General features: G+C 67.3%; 16 protein-coding genes. 7 read left to right on the top strand and 9 right to left on the bottom strand.

Annotated elements, in window-relative coordinates; translation table 11 throughout:
• Positions 1-14: 14 nt before the first annotated feature.
• From ABL840_RS05795 to ABL840_RS05785, 3 genes are all read right to left on the bottom strand, one after another.
• Positions 15-1007, bottom strand: coding sequence for a sialic acid TRAP transporter substrate-binding protein SiaP (locus ABL840_RS05795; protein ID WP_093299481.1), 993 nt, complete (start codon positions 1005-1007; stop codon positions 15-17).
• A 95-nt stretch (positions 1008-1102) separates the two neighbouring features.
• Positions 1103-1951 (bottom strand): fumarylacetoacetate hydrolase family protein, encoded by an 849-nt coding sequence (locus ABL840_RS05790; RefSeq protein ID WP_093207332.1) that lies wholly within the window; start codon positions 1949-1951, stop codon positions 1103-1105.
• A 34-nt stretch (positions 1952-1985) separates the two neighbouring features.
• Positions 1986-2744, bottom strand: a complete 759-nt coding sequence (locus tag ABL840_RS05785; protein WP_093299478.1) for an SDR family NAD(P)-dependent oxidoreductase — start codon at positions 2742-2744, stop codon at positions 1986-1988.
• 219 nt (positions 2745-2963) lie between these two features.
• Between ABL840_RS05785 and ABL840_RS05780 the strand changes: the two genes are divergently transcribed.
• From ABL840_RS05780 to ABL840_RS05765, 4 genes are read left to right on the top strand one after another with little or no spacing between them, the layout of a single operon-like run.
• Positions 2964-3680: a FadR/GntR family transcriptional regulator gene (locus tag ABL840_RS05780; RefSeq protein ID WP_093299474.1), complete on the top strand. Its 717-nt coding sequence runs from the start codon at positions 2964-2966 to the stop codon at positions 3678-3680.
• A gap of 47 nt (positions 3681-3727) precedes the next feature.
• Positions 3728-5254: a UxaA family hydrolase gene (locus ABL840_RS05775; protein WP_093299472.1), complete on the top strand. Its 1527-nt coding sequence runs from the start codon at positions 3728-3730 to the stop codon at positions 5252-5254.
• 32 nt (positions 5255-5286) lie between these two features.
• Complete coding sequence (locus tag ABL840_RS05770; RefSeq protein WP_093299471.1) at positions 5287-6219, top strand: SMP-30/gluconolactonase/LRE family protein; 933 nt, start codon at positions 5287-5289, stop codon at positions 6217-6219.
• Between the two features lie 3 nt (positions 6220-6222).
• Positions 6223-7281 carry a malate/lactate/ureidoglycolate dehydrogenase gene (locus ABL840_RS05765; RefSeq protein WP_093299469.1) on the top strand — a complete coding sequence of 353 codons (1059 nt, stop codon included), beginning with the start codon at positions 6223-6225 and terminating at the stop codon, positions 7279-7281.
• A gap of 8 nt (positions 7282-7289) precedes the next feature.
• On the opposite strand, the gene ABL840_RS05760 is transcribed toward ABL840_RS05765, so the two are convergent.
• The 4 genes from ABL840_RS05760 to ABL840_RS05745 form a co-directional block, all read right to left on the bottom strand.
• The gene (locus ABL840_RS05760) at positions 7290-8183 is read right to left on the bottom strand and encodes a DMT family transporter (protein ID WP_093299466.1); all 894 of its coding nucleotides are present in this window, start codon (positions 8181-8183) and stop codon (positions 7290-7292) included.
• Positions 8184-8367: 184 nt separating this feature from the next.
• Positions 8368-9018 carry a nucleoid occlusion factor SlmA gene (gene slmA, locus ABL840_RS05755; protein ID WP_093207315.1) on the bottom strand — a complete coding sequence of 217 codons (651 nt, stop codon included), beginning with the start codon at positions 9016-9018 and terminating at the stop codon, positions 8368-8370.
• Between the two features lie 69 nt (positions 9019-9087).
• Positions 9088-9981, bottom strand: coding sequence for an acetylglutamate kinase (gene argB / locus ABL840_RS05750; protein WP_093207312.1), 894 nt, complete (start codon positions 9979-9981; stop codon positions 9088-9090).
• Between the two features lie 56 nt (positions 9982-10037).
• Positions 10038-11135 carry an MraY family glycosyltransferase gene (locus ABL840_RS05745; protein ID WP_093207307.1) on the bottom strand — a complete coding sequence of 366 codons (1098 nt, stop codon included), beginning with the start codon at positions 11133-11135 and terminating at the stop codon, positions 10038-10040.
• Positions 11136-11180: 45 nt separating this feature from the next.
• Between ABL840_RS05745 and ABL840_RS05740 the strand changes: the two genes are divergently transcribed.
• Positions 11181-11930 carry a glycosyltransferase gene (locus tag ABL840_RS05740; RefSeq protein ID WP_093299464.1) on the top strand — a complete coding sequence of 250 codons (750 nt, stop codon included), beginning with the start codon at positions 11181-11183 and terminating at the stop codon, positions 11928-11930.
• 21 nt (positions 11931-11951) lie between these two features.
• Here the strand turns inward: ABL840_RS05740 and ABL840_RS05735 are convergent, their stop codons facing one another.
• Both ABL840_RS05735 and ABL840_RS05730 read right to left on the bottom strand, forming a co-directional pair.
• Positions 11952-12935, bottom strand: coding sequence for a glycosyltransferase family 2 protein (locus tag ABL840_RS05735; RefSeq protein WP_093299460.1), 984 nt, complete (start codon positions 12933-12935; stop codon positions 11952-11954).
• 4 nt (positions 12936-12939) lie between these two features.
• On the bottom strand, positions 12940-14802 hold the full coding sequence (locus tag ABL840_RS05730; protein WP_418116208.1) for a glycosyltransferase family 2 protein: 1863 nt from the start codon (positions 14800-14802) through the stop codon (positions 12940-12942).
• 203 nt (positions 14803-15005) lie between these two features.
• Between ABL840_RS05730 and ABL840_RS05725 the strand changes: the two genes are divergently transcribed.
• Both ABL840_RS05725 and ABL840_RS05720 read left to right on the top strand, forming a co-directional pair.
• Positions 15006-16424, top strand: a complete 1419-nt coding sequence (locus ABL840_RS05725; protein ID WP_093299456.1) for a mannose-1-phosphate guanylyltransferase/mannose-6-phosphate isomerase — start codon at positions 15006-15008, stop codon at positions 16422-16424.
• On the top strand, positions 16421-17224 hold the full coding sequence (locus ABL840_RS05720) for an ABC transporter permease (protein ID WP_093299454.1): 804 nt from the start codon (positions 16421-16423) through the stop codon (positions 17222-17224). Before ABL840_RS05725 ends, ABL840_RS05720 begins: the two co-directional genes overlap by 4 nt.
• The last annotated feature ends 3 nt before the right edge of the window (positions 17225-17227 follow it).

Here is a 17227-nt window from a genome sequence, read left to right as displayed (position 1 = left end):
GGCGGCGGAGAGCCTCAATGCGTCCCGGGCTTCACCAGGTCGCGGATCTTCTCGTAGTCGCCCGGCCGCGCCTGCAGCTCCGCCGGCGACACGGTCTTCAGCGCCGCCTCGACGAAGCCCGACCGGTCGGGCCGGATCACCTTGATGCCGGTCTCGCCCAGCTTGCCTTCGGCCACGAGTTCGCGCGCGATGATCTGCACGCTGGCCCACACGGCGTCCTTGCGGATGACGTCATTCACGATGGTGCGATCGCTCTCGCTCATGCGCTGCATCGCGCCGGGCGAGATCACGATGCCGAGCATGTCGTACATGTGGCCCGTGAGCGTGACGCTCTTCTGCACCTCGTAGAACTTCTTCGCAAGGATGGTCGGCAGCGGGTTCTCCTGCGCGTCGATCTCGCCGCTCTTCAGCGCGTCGTACACCTTGGCGAAGGGCATCGGCGTGGCGGTGGCGCCCATGCTCTTCGCGAAGAGCTTGTAGGTGGGTGCGTCCGGCACGCGCAGCTTCAGGCCCTGCATGTCCTTCGGCGCGTTGACCGGCTTGTTCGAGGTGACGTGCCGCGCGCCGTAGTAGATGGCGGCCATCAGGTGGTTGCGGCTCTGCGTCTCGTAGCCCTTGCGCAGCTCGTCGAACACCGGGCTCACGAGAAAGCGGCGCACGTGGTCGGGGTCGGTGAACAGGAAGGGAAAGCCCACCACGCCCAACGGCGCGTAGTCGCGCGAGAGCACGTTGAGGCCGATGTAGGCCATGTCGATCTCGCCGGAGGCGAGCTTCTTGCTGTAGTCGGCCTCACCGCCCAGCGCGCTGGCCGGAAAGATCTGGATCTCGACGCGCCCCGCGGTGGCCGCCTTGATCTTCTGCGCCATGGCCTCGGCCTGCGTGTGGAACGGCTCGCTGGTCTCGTAGCCATGCGCCCACTTGAGCGTGACCGGCGCGGCCTGGATGCTCGCCGCGCCCGCGATCAACCCTGCGCCCAGCACGAGCGCCTTCATCACCAACCGTCTCATCGTCTGTCTCCACCACCGTTGTTCTTGAAATTCTTCGGGAGGGACGCGGCGCACACGCGTGGGTGCGCCGCGCCATGGCCATGAGCCGGCCGGGCTCAGAGCTTGAAGGGAATCACTTCCTGGCGCTGGTCGCCCAGGCCTTCGATGCCCAGCGTCATCACGTCGCCCTTCTTCAGGAAGAGCGGCGGCTTCATGCCCATGCCCACGCCCGGGGGCGTGCCGGTGGTGATGACGTCGCCCGGCATCAGCGTCATGAACTGGCTCACGTAGCTGACGATCTTGGCCACGGTGAAGATCATGGTCTTGGTGCTGCCGGTCTGCACGCGCTGGCCGTTCAGGTCGAGCCACATCGCGAGCTTCTGCGGGTTGGGCACTTCGTCGCGCGTCACCAGCCAGGGGCCGATGGGGCCGAAGGTGTCGCAGCCCTTGCCCTTGTCCCAGGTGCCGCCGCGCTCGATCTGGTATTCGCGCTCGCTGATGTCGTTGATGGTGCAGTAGCCGGCCACGTAGTCGAGCGCGCTCTTCTGCGGCACGTAGCGCGCGCGAGTGCCGATGACCACGCCGAGTTCGACTTCCCAGTCGGTCTTGACCGAGCCCTTGGGCAGCATCACCGGGTCGTTCGGGCCCTGGATGCAGCTGTTGGCCTTGGTGAACACCACGGGTTCCTTGGGCACCGGCAGGCCGGATTCGGCCGCGTGATCCGCGTAGTTCAGGCCGATGGCGATGAACTTGCCCACGTTCGCCACCGGGCTGCCGAAGCGCGGCTTGCCCTTGACCAGCGGCAGCTTGTCGATCTTCTGCTTGCGCAGCTTGGCGAGGGCGGCATCGCCGAGCTGCTCGGGGCCGATGTCCTTGACGACGGCGCTCAGGTCACGCAGCTGGCCGTTGTCGTCGATGAGGCCGGGTTTTTCCTTGCCGGGGTTGCCGTAGCGGACGAGTTTCATGCTTTCCTTTCAGTTTTCAGTGCATTGAAATTGATCAATACGTGGAGCGCCCGCCGGAGAGGTCGAAGACCGCGCCGGTGGAGAACGAACAGTCTTCGGTGCAAAGCCAGCCGACCATCGCGGCCACCTCTTCCACCGTGCCGAAGCGGCCCATGGGAATCTTCGAGAGCATGAAGGCGATGTGCTCGGGCGTCATCTGGTCGAAGATGGCCGTCTTCACCGCCGCAGGCGTCACGCAGTTCACGCGGATGCCGGTATCGGCCAGCTCCTTGCCGAGCGACTTGGTCAGGCCGATGACGGCCGCCTTGCTCGCACTGTAGGCGCTGGCGTTGGGGTTGCCGTCCTTGCCGGCCACCGAGGCGATGTTGACGATGCGGCCATAGCCGCCGCCGTCGCCCTGCGTGCGCATCTGCGCCACCACCTCGCGGCAGCACAGGAACACGCCGTTGATGTTGACCTCCATCACCTGGCGCCAGGCGTCCACGGGGTAGTCCCACAGCTTCGTGTTGGGGCCGGTGATGCCGGCGCTGTTGACCAGCGCGTCGATGCGCGGCGCGTGCGCCAGCGTGGCCGCCACTGCCCCGGCGACCGAAGGCTGCTGCGACACGTCGACCTTCAGCGCGAAGGCCCTGGGGCCCAGCGATTCGGCGGCCTTCGCGGCGGCGGCCTCGTCGCGGTCCCACAGCGTGACGCTGCCGCCAGAGGCGATGAGCCGCTGCGCGATGCCGAAGCCCAGCCCCGTGGCACCACCGGTGACGACCGCGTGGCGGCCGTTGAAGTCGAGCTGGTTCATGCAGCGATGCCCTGCCCGGCAGCGGCGACCCGTGCGGTCTTTCCGTTCGATCTCATGGGGCGTCTCCTCGGGCCATGTCCTGGGGCCGTGTCCTCGGGTTAGGCCCGATGATGGTGCGGGCGATATGGCGTATTCTGAATTGGCCTTACCACTTGGCCAATTCAGGACAACCCTTAACCCCCTTTTTCGTCTCTCTTTCCCCACCCTTTCCTCCGCTCCGTGCCGATCCAGACCCTCGAACCCCAGCGCCTCTACCGCCAGATTGCCGAACAGTTGCGCGAGCTCATCGGCAAGGGCGAATTCGCGGTGGGCGCGCGCATTCCCGCCGAGCGCGACCTCGCCCGGCAGCTGGGCGTGAGCCGGCCCTCGGTGCGCGAGGCGCTGATCGCGCTGGAGGTGGAAGGCTGGGTCGAGGTGCGCACCGGCTCGGGCGTGTACGTGCTCGACCGCTCGCAGCGCACGCCCCCGCCCGCCAACGGCGCGGCCGGCATCGAATGGGGGCCGTTGGAGATCATCCGCGCACGCCGCCTGGTGGAAGGCGAGACCGCCGCCACCGCGGCCCAGCACGGCAAGCGCAAGGACGTGGACGCCATGCGCCGCGCCATCCGCATGATGCGCGACATGGCCGCGCGCAACGAAGTGCCCCACGAGGGCGACCGGGCCTTCCACCTGGCCATCGTCAACGCCTGCGACAACGTGGTGCTGACCGAGACGGTGCAGGGCTTCTGGGAGTCACGGCACGGGCCGATCTTCGCCCGGATGATCGATTACTTCGAGACCATGGAGTCGTGGCAGGCGGCCATCCGCGAGCACGAGCTGATCCTCGACGCCATCGCCGCGCGCGACCCGGCCGCCGCGCGCAGCGCCATGCACGAGCACATGGACAAGTTCCACCAGCGGTTCAGCGCGAGCTGGCGCCGCACAAAGGCTTCCTGAGTCGGGCCTCCTGAATCCGGCCTCCTGAATACGAGAAGAAACCCACGATGACTCCCTACATCCGACTCCACCCCGCCGACGACGTCGTCATCGCGCGCTCCCAACTGCTCGGCGGCACAGCCGTCGAAGGCGTGGCCGTGCGCGGCCTGATCCCGCCGGGCCACAAGATCGCGATGCGCGACATCGCCCAGGGCGAGCCGGTGCGCCGCTACAACCAGATCATCGGCTTCGCGAGCCGCCCCATCGCCGCCGGCGAGCACGTGCACACGCAGAACCTCGACATGGGCCCCGACAAAGGCGACTTCGAACGCGACTACGCCTTCGGCGCCGACGTGAAGCCCGCGCCTGCGAAGCGCGAAGCCACCTTCATGGGCATCAGGCGCGCCGACGGTCGCGTGGCCACGCGCAACTACATCGGCGTGCTGACCAGCGTGAACTGCTCGGCCACGGCCGCGCGCGCCATTGCCGACCACTTCTCGCGCAAGACCAACCCGCAGGCGCTGGCGGCCTTCCCGAACGTGGACGGCGTTGTGGCGCTCACGCACGGCACCGGCTGCGGCATGGACACGCAGGGCATGGGCATGCAGATCCTGGAGCGCACGCTCACGGGCTACGCCACGCACCCCAACTTCGCGGGCGTGCTGGTGGTCGGGCTCGGCTGCGAGGCCAACCAGATCAACGCCTGGCTCGCGACCGGGCACCTGGCCGAGGGCGAGAACTTCCGCACCTTCAACATCCAGGACACCGGCGGCACGCGCAAGACGGTCGAGAAGGGCGTGGCGCTCATCAACGAGATGCTTCCGCGCGCCAACGCGGTGAAGCGCGAGCCCTGCAGCGCGGCGCACATCACCATCGGGCTGCAGTGCGGCGGCTCGGACGGCTACTCGGGCATCAGCGCCAACCCGGCGCTGGGCGCGGCGGTCGACCTGCTGGTGGCGCACGGCGGCACCGCCATCCTGAGCGAAACGCCCGAGGTGTACGGTGCCGAGCACCTGCTGACGCGCCGCGCGGTGAAGCGCGAAGTCGGCCAGAAGCTGGTGGACCGCATCAAGTGGTGGGAGCACTACACCGCCATCAACGAGGGCGAGATGAACAACAACCCCTCGCCGGGCAACAAGGCGGGCGGGCTCACCACCATCCTCGAGAAGTCGCTGGGCGCGGTGGCCAAGGGCGGCACCAGCAATCTCGAGGCGGTGTACGAATACGCGGAGCCCGTCACCGCGCACGGCTTCGTCTACATGGACACGCCCGGCTACGACCCGGTGAGCGCCACCGGGCAGGTGGCGGGCGGCGCCAACCTGATCTGCTTCACCACCGGGCGCGGCTCGGCGTATGGCTGCGCGCCCTCGCCCTCGCTCAAGCTCGCGACCAACTCGGCGCTGTGGCAGCGGCAGGAAGAAGACATGGACATCAACTGCGGCGAGATCGTGGACGGCACGGCGTCGATCCAGGAGATGGGCCAGCGCATCTTCGAGCTGGTGCTCGCGACCGCCTCGGGCGCGCACTCGAAAAGCGAGCAGCATGGCTATGGCCAGAACGAATTCGTGCCGTGGCAGGTCGGCGCGGTGATGTGACCTGAACGACCCCATCGACGACGAGGAACGGCATGGCGACTCTCCCCTTCGGCTTCCTGGAAGGCACCGGCTTCGAGCAACTGGACCCGCGTTTCAAGGGCTGCATTCCGGGCCCCGAGCGCGTGCAGCGCCTGTGGACCGGCGCGCGCTGGTGCGAGGGCCCCGCGTGGTTCGCGGCGCACCGCACGCTGGTGTGGTCGGACATTCCGAACAACCGCATGCTGCGCTTCGACGAGGTCAACGGCACGGTGGGCACCTTCCGCGAGCCGTCGAACAACACGAACGGCAACACGGTCGACCGCGAAGGCCGGCTCGTCAGCTGCGAGCACCTCACGCGGCGCGTGACGCGCACCGAGCACGACGGCACGATCACCGTGCTGGCCTCGCACTGGAAGGGCAAGCGGCTCAACTCGCCCAACGACGTGGTTGTGCATTCGGACGGTGCCGTGTGGTTCACCGACCCGAGCTACGGCATCCTCTCCGACTACGAAGGCCTGAAGGCGGACAGCGAGATCGGCGCCTGCCATGTCTATCGCATCGACCCGGCCAGCGGCGAAGTCGAGCGCATGGCCGACGACTTCGTGAAGCCCAACGGGCTGGCGTTCTCACCCGACGGAACGCTGCTCTACATCGCCGACACGGGCGCGAGCCATGCGCCAGACGGTCCGAGGCATATCCGCAGATTCAAGGTGGGTGCCGACGGCCGCAGCCTGAGCGGCGGCGAGGTGTTTGCCGAATGCACCAGCGGCCTGTTCGACGGCTTCCGCCTCGACACCGAAGACCGCATCTGGACCAGCGCGCTCGACGGCGTGCACGCCTACCATCCCGACGGCACGCTGCTGGGCAAGATCCTGCTGCCCGAGCGGGTGGCCAACGTCTGCTTCGGCGGCCCCAAGCGCAACCGCCTCTTCATCTGCGCGACCACGTCGCTCTACGCCATCACGCTGAACGCGAAAGGAGCCTGATCCATGTCCAGAACACTGAAGGCAGACGACCTGCAGGCCAAAGTCGCCCGCATCCTCGAAGCCGCGGGCAGCTCGCCCGCCGAGGCGCAGCAGGTGGCGGCCAACCTCGTGCTGGCCAACCTGAGCGGTCACGACTCGCACGGCGTCGGCATGCTGCCGCGCTACGTCGACGCGGTGGCCGAGGGCGGGCTGAAGCCGAACGCCGCAGTGCGCGTGAACCTCGACATCGGCACGCTGATGAATCTCGATGGCCAGCACGGATACGGGCAGATCGTCGGCGTGCAGGCGATGGAGCTGGGCATCGCGCGGGCGAAGCAGCACGGCAGCTGCATCTTCACGCTCTCGCATGCCCACCACCTGGGGCGCATCGGGCACTTCGCGGAAATGGCGACGGCGCAGGGGCTGGTGGCGATGCACTTCGTCAACGTGCTGTCGCGCCCGGTGGTCGCGCCCTGGGGCGGCGGCGACGGGCGCTTCGGCACCAATCCGTGCTGCATCGGCATTCCGCTTTCGGGCGCGGAGCCCTTCGTGCTCGACTACGCGACCAGCCGCGTGGCGCAGGGAAAGATGCGCGTGGCGCACAACAAGGGCGAACGCGTGCCCGACGGCTACCTGATCGACGAGAACGGCGCGCCGACCAACGACCCGGGCGTGGTCGTGGTGCCTCAGGGCAACGGCCTCTTCGGCGCGCTCATGACCTTCGGCGAGCACAAGGGCTACGGCATGGCGGTGGCCTGCGAGCTGCTCGGCGGCGCGCTCACCGGCGGCGGCACCTGGCACCGGCCGGCGGATACGTCGCGCACGGTGCTCAACGGCATGCTCACGGTGCTGATCGATCCGGCGCGGCTGGGCACGCAGAAGTCCTTCGACGAGGAAGCGCGGGAATTCGTCGGCTGGCTGCGGCAGAGCCCGCCCGGCCAGGGCTTCGACGAAGTGCAGATCGCGGGCGAGCCGGAGCGCAAGGCGCGCGTGGCGCGGCGCAAGGACGGGATCTGGGTGGACGATGCGACCTGGAACGAGATCGTCGCGGCCGGAGCGAAGGTGGGCGTGCAGGTTTCGTAAGGCCCCGGCTACGGACGGCGGGCGCTTCGCGACTTCTGGCTCAGCACGAGCGCGATGCCTCCCAGGATCGCCACGGAGGCCGCCGCCAGTCGCGGCGTGATCGCCTCCGACAGGAACAGCACGCCACCGAACGCCGCCAGGAGAGGAACCGACAACTGCACGGTGGCAGCGCGCATCGCGGTCAGGCGGCTCAGCGCCGCATACCAGACGGCATAGCCGAGGCCCGAGGTCAGCGCGCCGGAAATCACCGCGAGCAAGATACCGGCCCCATCCGCACGGGCGCTGGCCGCGAACACCAGGCTGAGCGCAAGGGCGAGCGGCACGGCCCGCGTGAAGTTGCGCGCCGTGGCGGCCAGCGGATCGGCCACGCCACGGCCGCGCAGGGAATACACGCCCCACGCAACGCCCGCGACGGCCATCAGCACGGCCCCCAGCAGCGGCGGCGCGGCAACGCCCGGGGACACGAGATAGACCAGCCCGCCGGCCGCCAGCACGAAGCCGAACCACGCGAGCGCCCCGAAGCGCTCGCCGCCGGAGCGCAGGCCTACGCCGAACATCGTCAGCTGGACCGCGCCGAACAGGATCAGCGCGCCCGTGCCCGCCGGCAGGCTGAGGTAGGCAAAGGAGAAGAACGCGACGTAGCCGAACAGCATGACGGCGGCCAGCCAGTCGACGCGGGCGGGCGAGACCGGAGGCTGCGTCCTGAACCGCACGATGAGCCCCAGCACGAGCGCTCCCGCCACGAGCCGGACGCTGCCGAAGGTCGCCGCGTCGATGCCCCGGTGCTGCAAGGCGAGCCTGCACAACAGCGAATTGGCGGCGAAGGCCAGCATCGCGAGCGCCGTGAGGAGGAATGTCTGCAGCGTCGGCCGCAGGCTGTCGCGTGCATCGTCACCGGGCATACCCGGACACCCGCGACAAGCGGGGCTCCACCAGATCACCGACCGTGCCATGGCTCATGCGCCCTCCGTGGAGGAAACTGCGCAAACACAGGCTCGCCACCGGAGTCCGGCGGCAAGGGCTGTGGATGATGCTACGCCGCTGGAAGGCTCGAGGCGAGCCGGTCGGCCCCCGTGCTGGGTACCCTCAGACGATCAGCGCGATCGTCGCTTCGAGGTGCTCGGACGGCGCGCGGCGAAAGCCCGAGCGCGCGAAGCGCTGCAGCTGCCCCACCACGAAGGCCGTGAGCGCCGCAGCGCGCACCTGCGCGTCGACGCTGGGCGTGGCCGAGCCGTCGGCCGCGGCGGCGCCGCGCAGCACCTGGCGCAGTGTGGCTTCGATCTTGTCGAAGAACTGGTTCATGCGCTGCTGCAGGCGCTCGTTCTCGTAGACCAGCGCATCGCCCACCATGACGCGCGTCATGCCGGGATTGCGCTCGGCGAACTGCACGAGCAGCGTGAGGATCTTGGCGGCCTGCTGGGCGCCTGTGGCGCCCTCGCGCTCGAGGATCTGGTTGACCAGCGTGAAGACGCTCTGCTCGATGAAGTCGATCAGCCCCTCGAACATCTGGGCCTTGCTCGCGAAATGACGATACAGCGCGGCTTCGCTCACCTCGAGCCGGGCCGCCAGCGCGGCAGTGGTCACGCGCTCGGCGCCGGGCTGCTCGAGCATCGCGGCCAGCGCCTGCAGGATCTGCACGCGCCGCTCTCCCGGCTTCGGGCGCTTGCGCACCGGAGGGGTGGACGTTTCCGTCGGCGTGTCTACGCCGGAAGCACCTGTCGTCTCTTCGTTCTGCATGGGAGCGCGTGCAAAGATGTAATCAATTGATTCTCGCACAGCGCAGTAAGCACGCGCCCACCCGGCCCGTCAGCGGGCGCGGATCATCGTCCCGTAGGCCTGGTCGGTCAGGATTTCCAGCAGCATCGCGTGCGGCACCCGTCCGTCGATGATGTGCACCGCGTTCACGCCGCTCTTGGCCGCGTCGAGCGCGCCTTCGATCTTCGGCAGCATGCCGCCGGAGATGGTGCCGTCGGCGAACAGGTCGTCGATTTCGCGCGCGCTGAGGTTGGTGAGCAGCTTGCCGTCCTTGTCGAGCACACCGGGCGTGTTGGTCAGGAGCATGAGCTTCTCGGCCTTGAGCACGGTGGCGAGCTTGCCGGCGACGACGTCGGCGTTGATGTTGTAGCTCTCGTTCTCCTCGCCGAAGCCGATCGGGCTGACCACTGGGATGAAGGCGTCGTCCTGCAGCGCCTTGACCACGCTGGGGTCGATGGAGACGATGTCGCCGACCTGGCCCACGTCATGGTGCAGGTTGGGATCGTTGCGGTCGGCCATTTTGAGCTTCTGAGCGCGGATCAGGCCGCCGTCGCGACCGGTCAGGCCCACGGCCTTGCCGCCGGCCTGGTTGATCAGGCCCACGATGTCCTGCTGCACCTCGCCAGCCAGCACCCATTCGACGACTTCCATGGTCTCGGCGTCGGTCACGCGCATGCCCTGGATGAAGCTGCCCTTCTTGCCCAGGCGGTTGAGTGCCGCCTCGATCTGCGGACCACCGCCGTGCACCACCACCGGATTCATGCCGACCAGCTTGAGCAGCACCACGTCTTCGGCGAAGTCGGCCTGCAGCGCGGGGTCGGTCATGGCGTTGCCGCCGTACTTGATGACGATGGTCTTGCCGTGGAACTTGCGGATGTACGGCAGCGCCTGGGCCAGGATCTCGGCCTTGTCGCGCGGGGGAATGTTGAGGACGGGGTCGGTCATGGGCGGTCAGGCTCCAAAGCGAAGGACGGGAGAAATTCTCGCAAAGAAAGATGTCGTCAGGGTCGCAGCCAACGTGGGACCTTGAAGCGCACGATCATCAGATAGGCGCCCACGTAGGTGGTGACGAACAGCAGGCAGAAGAACATCAGCACGATGGTGTTGTTCCAGAACAGCACCGCCGGCACCACCGACAGGGCCGCGAACATCCAGAGATACGGCGAGGTACGGTTGTTGCGCGCCAGCAGCTGCCGGGCCTCGTCGTCCGCGAAGGCCACGCGCACGATGCGGCGGAAGATCAGCTGGTGGAAGTGCAGCGCGTCGGCGGTGCCGGGCGACTGGCCGCGCGCCAGCTTGCGGTAGATGGAGAACAGCGTCTCCCACACCGGGTAGATCAGCAGCAGCATCGGGAACCAGGGCGACACCACGCGGTGGCGTTGCACCAGCGTCACGCAGGCCACGGCGATCACCATGCCCCAGACGTAGGCACCGCCATCGCCGGCGAAGATCTTGCCGCGCGGGTAGTTCCACACCAGGAAGCCGAAGGTGGCGCCGACCAGGCAGATCACCATGGCCGCGAGCTGCCGGTCGCCGACCTGCAGCGCCACGTGGGAGATCGCCAGGCAGACCAGCACGGCCACGGTGCCCGCGAGCCCGTTGTAGCCGTCGATGATGTTGAAGGCATGCGGCAGGCCGCCGATGGCCAGGGCCGCGAACAGCACGGTGGCATAGGGCACCATCGCCAGCCAGCCGTCGACCGTCTCGAAGCCGGTGCGCGCCACGCCCAGACCCAGCAGCCAGCACACCAGCAGCGCCGAACCGATGGTCAGGCCCAGCCGGTAACGCACCTTCACGCGCTGGGTGACGTCTTCGACGATGCCGCCCAGCACCGCCGGCAGGATGCACACCAGCGTGAGCATCGAGGTCGTGACCGGCCACGAGACATTGAACGGATCGGTGCCGGTGATGCCGGCGGCCAGCCAGGCCGCCCCCATGCCCAGCAGGATGCCCGCACCGCCCAGGCGCGGCACGTGGCCCTTGTGGAAGCGCTGGGGCATGTCGGCGCCGTAGAGGCGGGCATGCCGCCGCGCACGTCGCATGAACACCTGGACCGAGAAGGCGGCGACGAAGAAACTGATGACGATCAGAGCAATCATGTGTGGGGGTTGGGGAACCCTAGAATTCCCGGGCGAAATTAGACCATGCCCACGCCCCCCTCCTCCCGCCACCCCGTCACCATTTCGATCGTGAGCCACGGCCAGCTCGCGCTGGTGCTGCCGCTGCTCGAGCAGCTGGACAGGCACAGCCGCGCCGTCATCGACAAGGTTTTGCTTACATTGAACATTCCCGAGGCCGACGTGCTTGCCGGCCGCGGCTGGGGTTTCGAGGTGGAGCGGATCGAGAACGCAAGCCCCAAGGGCTTCGGCGCCAATCACAACCAGGCCTTCGAGCGCTGCGACACGGACTGGTTCTTGGTGCTGAACCCGGACATCCGCTTCGACAACGACGTGCTGTCGCCGCTACTCGCACAAGCCAAGGCAGACGCCGGCCTGCTGACGCCGCGCATCCTGGAGCCCGGCAAGACCGAGCCGGAGCCGCACCGGGCACTGCTCACGCCGCTGGAAATCGTAGGAAGAAAGAAGCCCGGCTACGTGCGGCCGACTGTGCCGGCGTGGATTCCGGGCCTGTTCATGCTGTTTCGCAGCGAGGCCTACCGGCAGGTCGGCGGCTTCGACGAGAAGTTCTTCATGTACGGCGAAGACTTCGACATCTGCGCCCGCACCCGGCTCGCGGGCTGGAAGCTGCAGGTGGGCGAGAACCTGCTCGCCCGGCACGACGCGCAGCGCGAAAGCCATCGGAGCAGGAAATACCTGTACTGGCACGTGACCAGCCTGCTGAAGGTGTGGCTGTCGGCCTCGTTCTGGCGATACCTGCGACTGCAGGGCCGCTAGCCAGCCGTTCAGCGCAGACGCTCAGCCGCGCTCGAAGACGTCCTGCACGATGGCCTGCTTGCCGCGGCCGAATCGCGCATAGCGGCCGCGCGCAGCCTCCAGAAGGATCGGCAGCAGGCGCAGCGGACGTGCAGCCGGCAACCCCGCCCGGAACCGCTGGTGCGCGACCTTGTCGCGCTGCGCATCCAGACAACCCGCCCGCACCCGGCCACCGAGCTGCTCCAGGCGCTGCAGCAGCGCCTCGGCCCGGCGCAGCCGCGCCACGTGCTTGTCGCCCCGCGCAACGAAGGCTTTCGCCACCTTCTCGGACAGCGTCAGCCGACGCGCGCCGATCTGGTTGTTGCCGTGCTGGCGGTAGTCGATGGTCGGCTCGGGCAGCACGTCCATCCGGCCGGTGGCCGCGGCCACCGCGGCGAGCCACTCGTCGTGCACCCACTCGGGCGCGAACGGCAGCGCCGCATCGAGCAATGTCTTGCGGAACATCGTCGTCGCGCCCGTCACGAGGTTGCGCCTCTGCAGCACGCCGAAAGCCTCGCCGCTCGCAATGGCCTCCAGTTCGGCGGGCCGCACCTCGAGCGCGTGGAAGAGCGTGGAGCCCAGCGGCTTCAGGTCGCCATCGACGAGGCGCGCGTCGGTGTGGAGCAGCAGCAGATCGGGCCGCGCCTCGAACTGCGCCACCATGCGCGCCAGCCGGCCGGGGTGCCAGACGTCGTCCTGATCGCACAACGCGATGAGATCGTGGCTGCAGGCGCGCACAGCCTGCTCGAAATTGCGCGTGACGCCGAGTGGCGGCGAGTTGCTGAACACTCGCAGCGCGATGCGGTCGGCCATGCCGCACTGCGCGAGGGTGTCGCGCACTACGGCCAGGGTGTCATCGGTGGAGCCGTCGTCGGACAGCACGATCTCCTGCGGCGGCGGCTCCTGCGCGCAGATGCTGCGCACCTGGTCGGGGAGATAGCGCGCGCCGTTGCGGGTGCACAGCGCGACCGAGACTTCGAGGGCCATCCGGTCAGACCGGCGCCACGCGGGGCGGCCAGGCGTAGCTGAAGTCCTCTCGGGCCAGCATCAGGTTGGGGCTGTAGGCAGGGTCGTTCTGGATCAGGTCGCCCCAGCGCTTGTGCATGTAGGCAGCCTCTTCCTGGAACTGCGCCTGCTTCTGCGGCGAGACATCCTTGGCACGGGTAGCGGACTCGTGGTGGAACAGCTCCGCATAGGGCGTCCAGACGTTGCGCAGGCCCGCTTCGCGAAGCCGCAGGCAGAAGTCGATGTCGTTGAACGACTCCTTCAGGTTCACCTCGTCGAGGCCGCCCACCTCGAGGTAGTGGCTCTTGCGGATCACGAGGCAGGCCGCCGTGACTGCCGAGAGCGACTGGATCAGCGCCGCGCGGCCGGCATAGCCTTCGCGGCCCATCGGCATGCGACGGTGCGAATGGGCGGCAATGCCACCCACGCCGAGGATCACGCCTGCATGCTGGAGCGTCCTGTTCGGGAACCACAGCCGTGCGCCCACGGCGCCCACGCCCGGCTGTAGCGCAAGGCTCACCATCTCGCTCAGCCAGTCGGGCGTGATGACCTCGATGTCGTTGTTGACCAGCGCCACGAGCTCGCCCTTGGCCACCGCCACCGCGCCGTTGTTCAGCGCCGCGTAGTTGAAGTCGCGGTCGTCGCGCAGCACGCGGACATTGGGCTTCTCGGCGGCGATACGCTTGAACCAGGCCAGCGTGTCGGGATCGTCGGAGCCGTTGTCGACGATGATGATTTCGTAGTTCGAGTAGCTGGTCTTCTCCAGGATCGACTGGACGCACTGCCGCGTGAGCTGCAGCGCGTTGCGCGTCGGGATGATCACGGAAACCAACGGTAAGACATCGGGCAAGGCGTAATGCACCCGGTAGCCGAAATCGAGGTGCTCGGCCGTGGCTCGCACGCCGGTGCGCTCGAAGTGCTCGTTCAGCGCCCGCTCGCCCGCGATGGCGGCGTAGGGCTTGGCATTCATCGACTTGGCGGTGCTTTCGACGTGCACGCGCCAGTGATACAGGACGCGCGGAATGTGGCGGATCTGGCCCGGTTCGACACGCTCCATGCAGCGCAGCACGAGATCCCAGTCCTGCGAGCCTTCCATGCCCACGCGGAAACCGTCGACGGAGCGCATGAGTTCGGTCGAGAGCACGCCCAGGTGGCTGAACATGTTCTGCGAGCGGAAGAGATCGACGTTCCAGTCCGACTTGAAGTAGGGCCCGAAACGGTGGCCGCCTTCGTCGACCTTGTCCTCGTCCGAGTAGATCAGCTTCACGTCAGGATGGGCCGAGATGCAGTCGGCAACCCAGAAGAGCGCGTGGGCCGGCAGCAGGTCGTCGTGGTCCATGAGCGCGACCCAGGGGCCGGAGACCAGTTCGAGCGCGCTGTTGGAGGCCGCCGAGATGTGGCCGTTCTTCGGGCGGAATACGACCTTGATGCGCGGATCGCTCTCGCTGTACGACTTGAGGATCTCGCGCACCTCGGCCGAAGGCGAAGCGTCGTCCGCGATGCAGAGCTCCCAGTTCGGGTAGATCTGGCTGCGCACCGACTCGATGGCCTCGCGCAGCCAGGCCGGTTTGGGGTTGTAGGTGGGCATCACGACCGAAATCAGCGGCCGGTCCTTCATGGCGGCGACGCGCTGGGCGATCTTCTCGCGCAGCTCGGGCGTCAGGGTGTCGTAGCGCTGCACCCATTTCGTGTAGTCGTTGTAGCCGCCGAAGCGCCGCCCCAGCTCCCAGCGGATGCCCGGCCAGCCCGACTTGTTGAACATTCGCCATGCCCGCTGCACGCGCCCCATCATTCCGGGTCCTTGCCAGAGTCCGGCCAGGCCGAGGATGAATCGATAGACAGATTTCATAGAGGAATCGAGCACCGTGGGGCGCGGCGTGTGAGAGAAATACCGGCGAGCCGGGCGGCACCAGGACAAAGCGTCGCGGCCATGCGGGAGGCGATTATCTTCGCAACCACCCAGCGAACTGGCTGGTCCGGGCTGTTTCGCCCCGGAAACAGGGCCACGGGGCTACCCGTAAAATTCGCGAGTTACAAAGCAAAAGGAAAAGAATGAGGCTGCTCTCAGTGGTGCTCTCGGGAGGCGCCGGCTCCAGGCTCTGGCCTGCTTCGCGCCAAGCCTTTCCCAAGCCATTCATGAAGATCGGCGACTCCACGCTGCTTCAACAAGCCATCGAGCGAGGCCAGGCCTGCGGCACGGGCGACCTGATGGTCGTGACCAACAAGGACCACCTGTTCCTGACCCGCGACGTGCTCCAGCAGATGAGCGACCCGCCGGAGACGACCTTCCTGCTCGAGCCGAAGGGCCGCAACACCGGCCCGGCCATCGCCCTGGCTGCGCTGCAGTGCGCCCGCCAATTCAGTGGCGACACCGTGATGCTGGTGCTGTCGGCCGACCACCTTGTGCCTGACGTGCACGCTTTCGTGGCCAGCGCAACGGAAGCCTTCCGCCTGGCGCAGGAAGGCAACCTCGTCGTGTTCGGCGTGAGTCCGACCAGCCCGGACACCGGCTTCGGCTACATCGAAGTCGAAAACGTCTCCCGCGAAAGCCAGGAGGTCAAGCGCTTCGTGGAGAAGCCCGACCTCGAGACCGCACAGAAGTACCTGGCCACGGGCCGCTACTACTGGAACAGCGGCATGTTCGCCTTCACGGCCGACACCATCATCGCGGCGCTCGAAAAGCACGCCCCGGACGTGATCAGGGCGGCGAGGCATGCACTGGACAAGTCCAAGGCTTCCGCCAACTCCATCAACTTCGACCTGCATGCATTCGGCCTGCAGCCGGACATCAGCATCGACTACGCGGTTCTGGAACACGCTTCGAACGTCCACGTGGTGCCCGCGAAGTTCAGCTGGAGCGACGTGGGCTCCTGGCCCGCCGTGTCCAACGCGCTGACGCCCGACGCCAGCGGCAACACCCTCCCCGATGACGTCGTCGCCCTCGACACGACGGGCACGCACGTCCAGGTCGAAAGCTATGGGCCGAAGGTCGTCGCCACCATCGGTGTCCATGACCTCGTGATCGTCGACACGCCCGATGCGCTGCTGGTACTCCACAAGAACAGCGCGCAAAAGGTCAAGAAAGTGGTGGACGTGCTCAAGGCCCGCAAGCATGAGACGGTGCATCTCCCACCGGTGGTCCATCGCCCCTGGGGAACCTACGCCTCGCTCAAGGAAGAAGACGGCTACAAGGTCAAGCGCATCACGGTGCGTCCGGGCGAGGCGCTGTCGTTGCAATACCATCATCAGCGCGCCGAGCACTGGGTCGTGGTGCAGGGCCAGGGTATCGTGCAGATCGGAGAAGTCGAGCACAAGACCTCCCCTGGCCAATATCGCTACATTCCCCTCGGGGAAAAACACCGCCTGACCAACACCGGCGACGAAGAGCTGGTGCTCATCGAGGTGCAGTGCGGTGGCTACCTGGGCGAAGACGACATCGTCCGTCTCGCAGACACCTACGGCCGTACATGAGTCAAGTCCACTCCAATCTTCATCGAAGCGCCCTTTCCGACTGGTGGCAGGGCACCCGCCGCACAGACATCTGGTGGACCCTCGCCTGGTTCGACATCGTGCTGCGCTATCGCCGCTCCATGCTTGGGCCCATGTGGCTCACCCTCAGCATGGGCGTGATGATCGCCGGCATGGGACCGCTGTACAGCTCCCTGTTCGGGACCGAGCTTTCCCGCTTCTTCCCCCACCTCGCGCTGGGCATCATCTTCTGGGGCTTCTTCTCCAGCATCGTGACCGACGCCTGCAATGCCTTCATCGGTTCGTCAAACTACCTCAAGCAGGGCTACTTCCCGATCAGCCTGTTCGTCTGGCGCAGCCTGGCGCGCAACCTGATCCAGTTCGCCCACCAGATCGTGCTCTACATCCCGGTGGCAATCTGGGCCGGCGTCTCGCTGTCGTGGTCCGTGCTGCTGGTCCTGCCGGCCTTCGCCATCCTGATCCTCAATGCGCATGCGCTCGGCCTGCTGTTGGGGCTGATCTGCACGCGCTACCGCGACGTCACCCAGATCATCACCAGCGTGATGCAGATGCTGATGTTCCTCACGCCCGTCTTCTGGCTGCCCGAAAACCTTCCCGGCCGCGCCAAGTACGTGCTGTGGAACCCCTTCGCGCAGATGCTGGACCTGCTTCGCACGCCCCTGATGGGCGGCACCGCGCACATTCACAGCTGGATCGGCATCCTGTTCTGGACGGCGCTGTGCCTGATTCTTGCCGTCTTCGTGTTCTCGAAGTACCGCCGCCGCGTCGTCTACTGGCTCTGATAC

The sequence above is a fragment of the Variovorax sp. NFACC27 genome, assembly GCF_048301545.1.
GTDB classification, from domain to species: domain Bacteria; phylum Pseudomonadota; class Gammaproteobacteria; order Burkholderiales; family Burkholderiaceae_C; genus Variovorax; species Variovorax gossypii.
The sequence above is the reverse complement of the archived record's forward strand: the minus strand, read 5'-3'. Positions and strand labels throughout refer to the sequence as shown.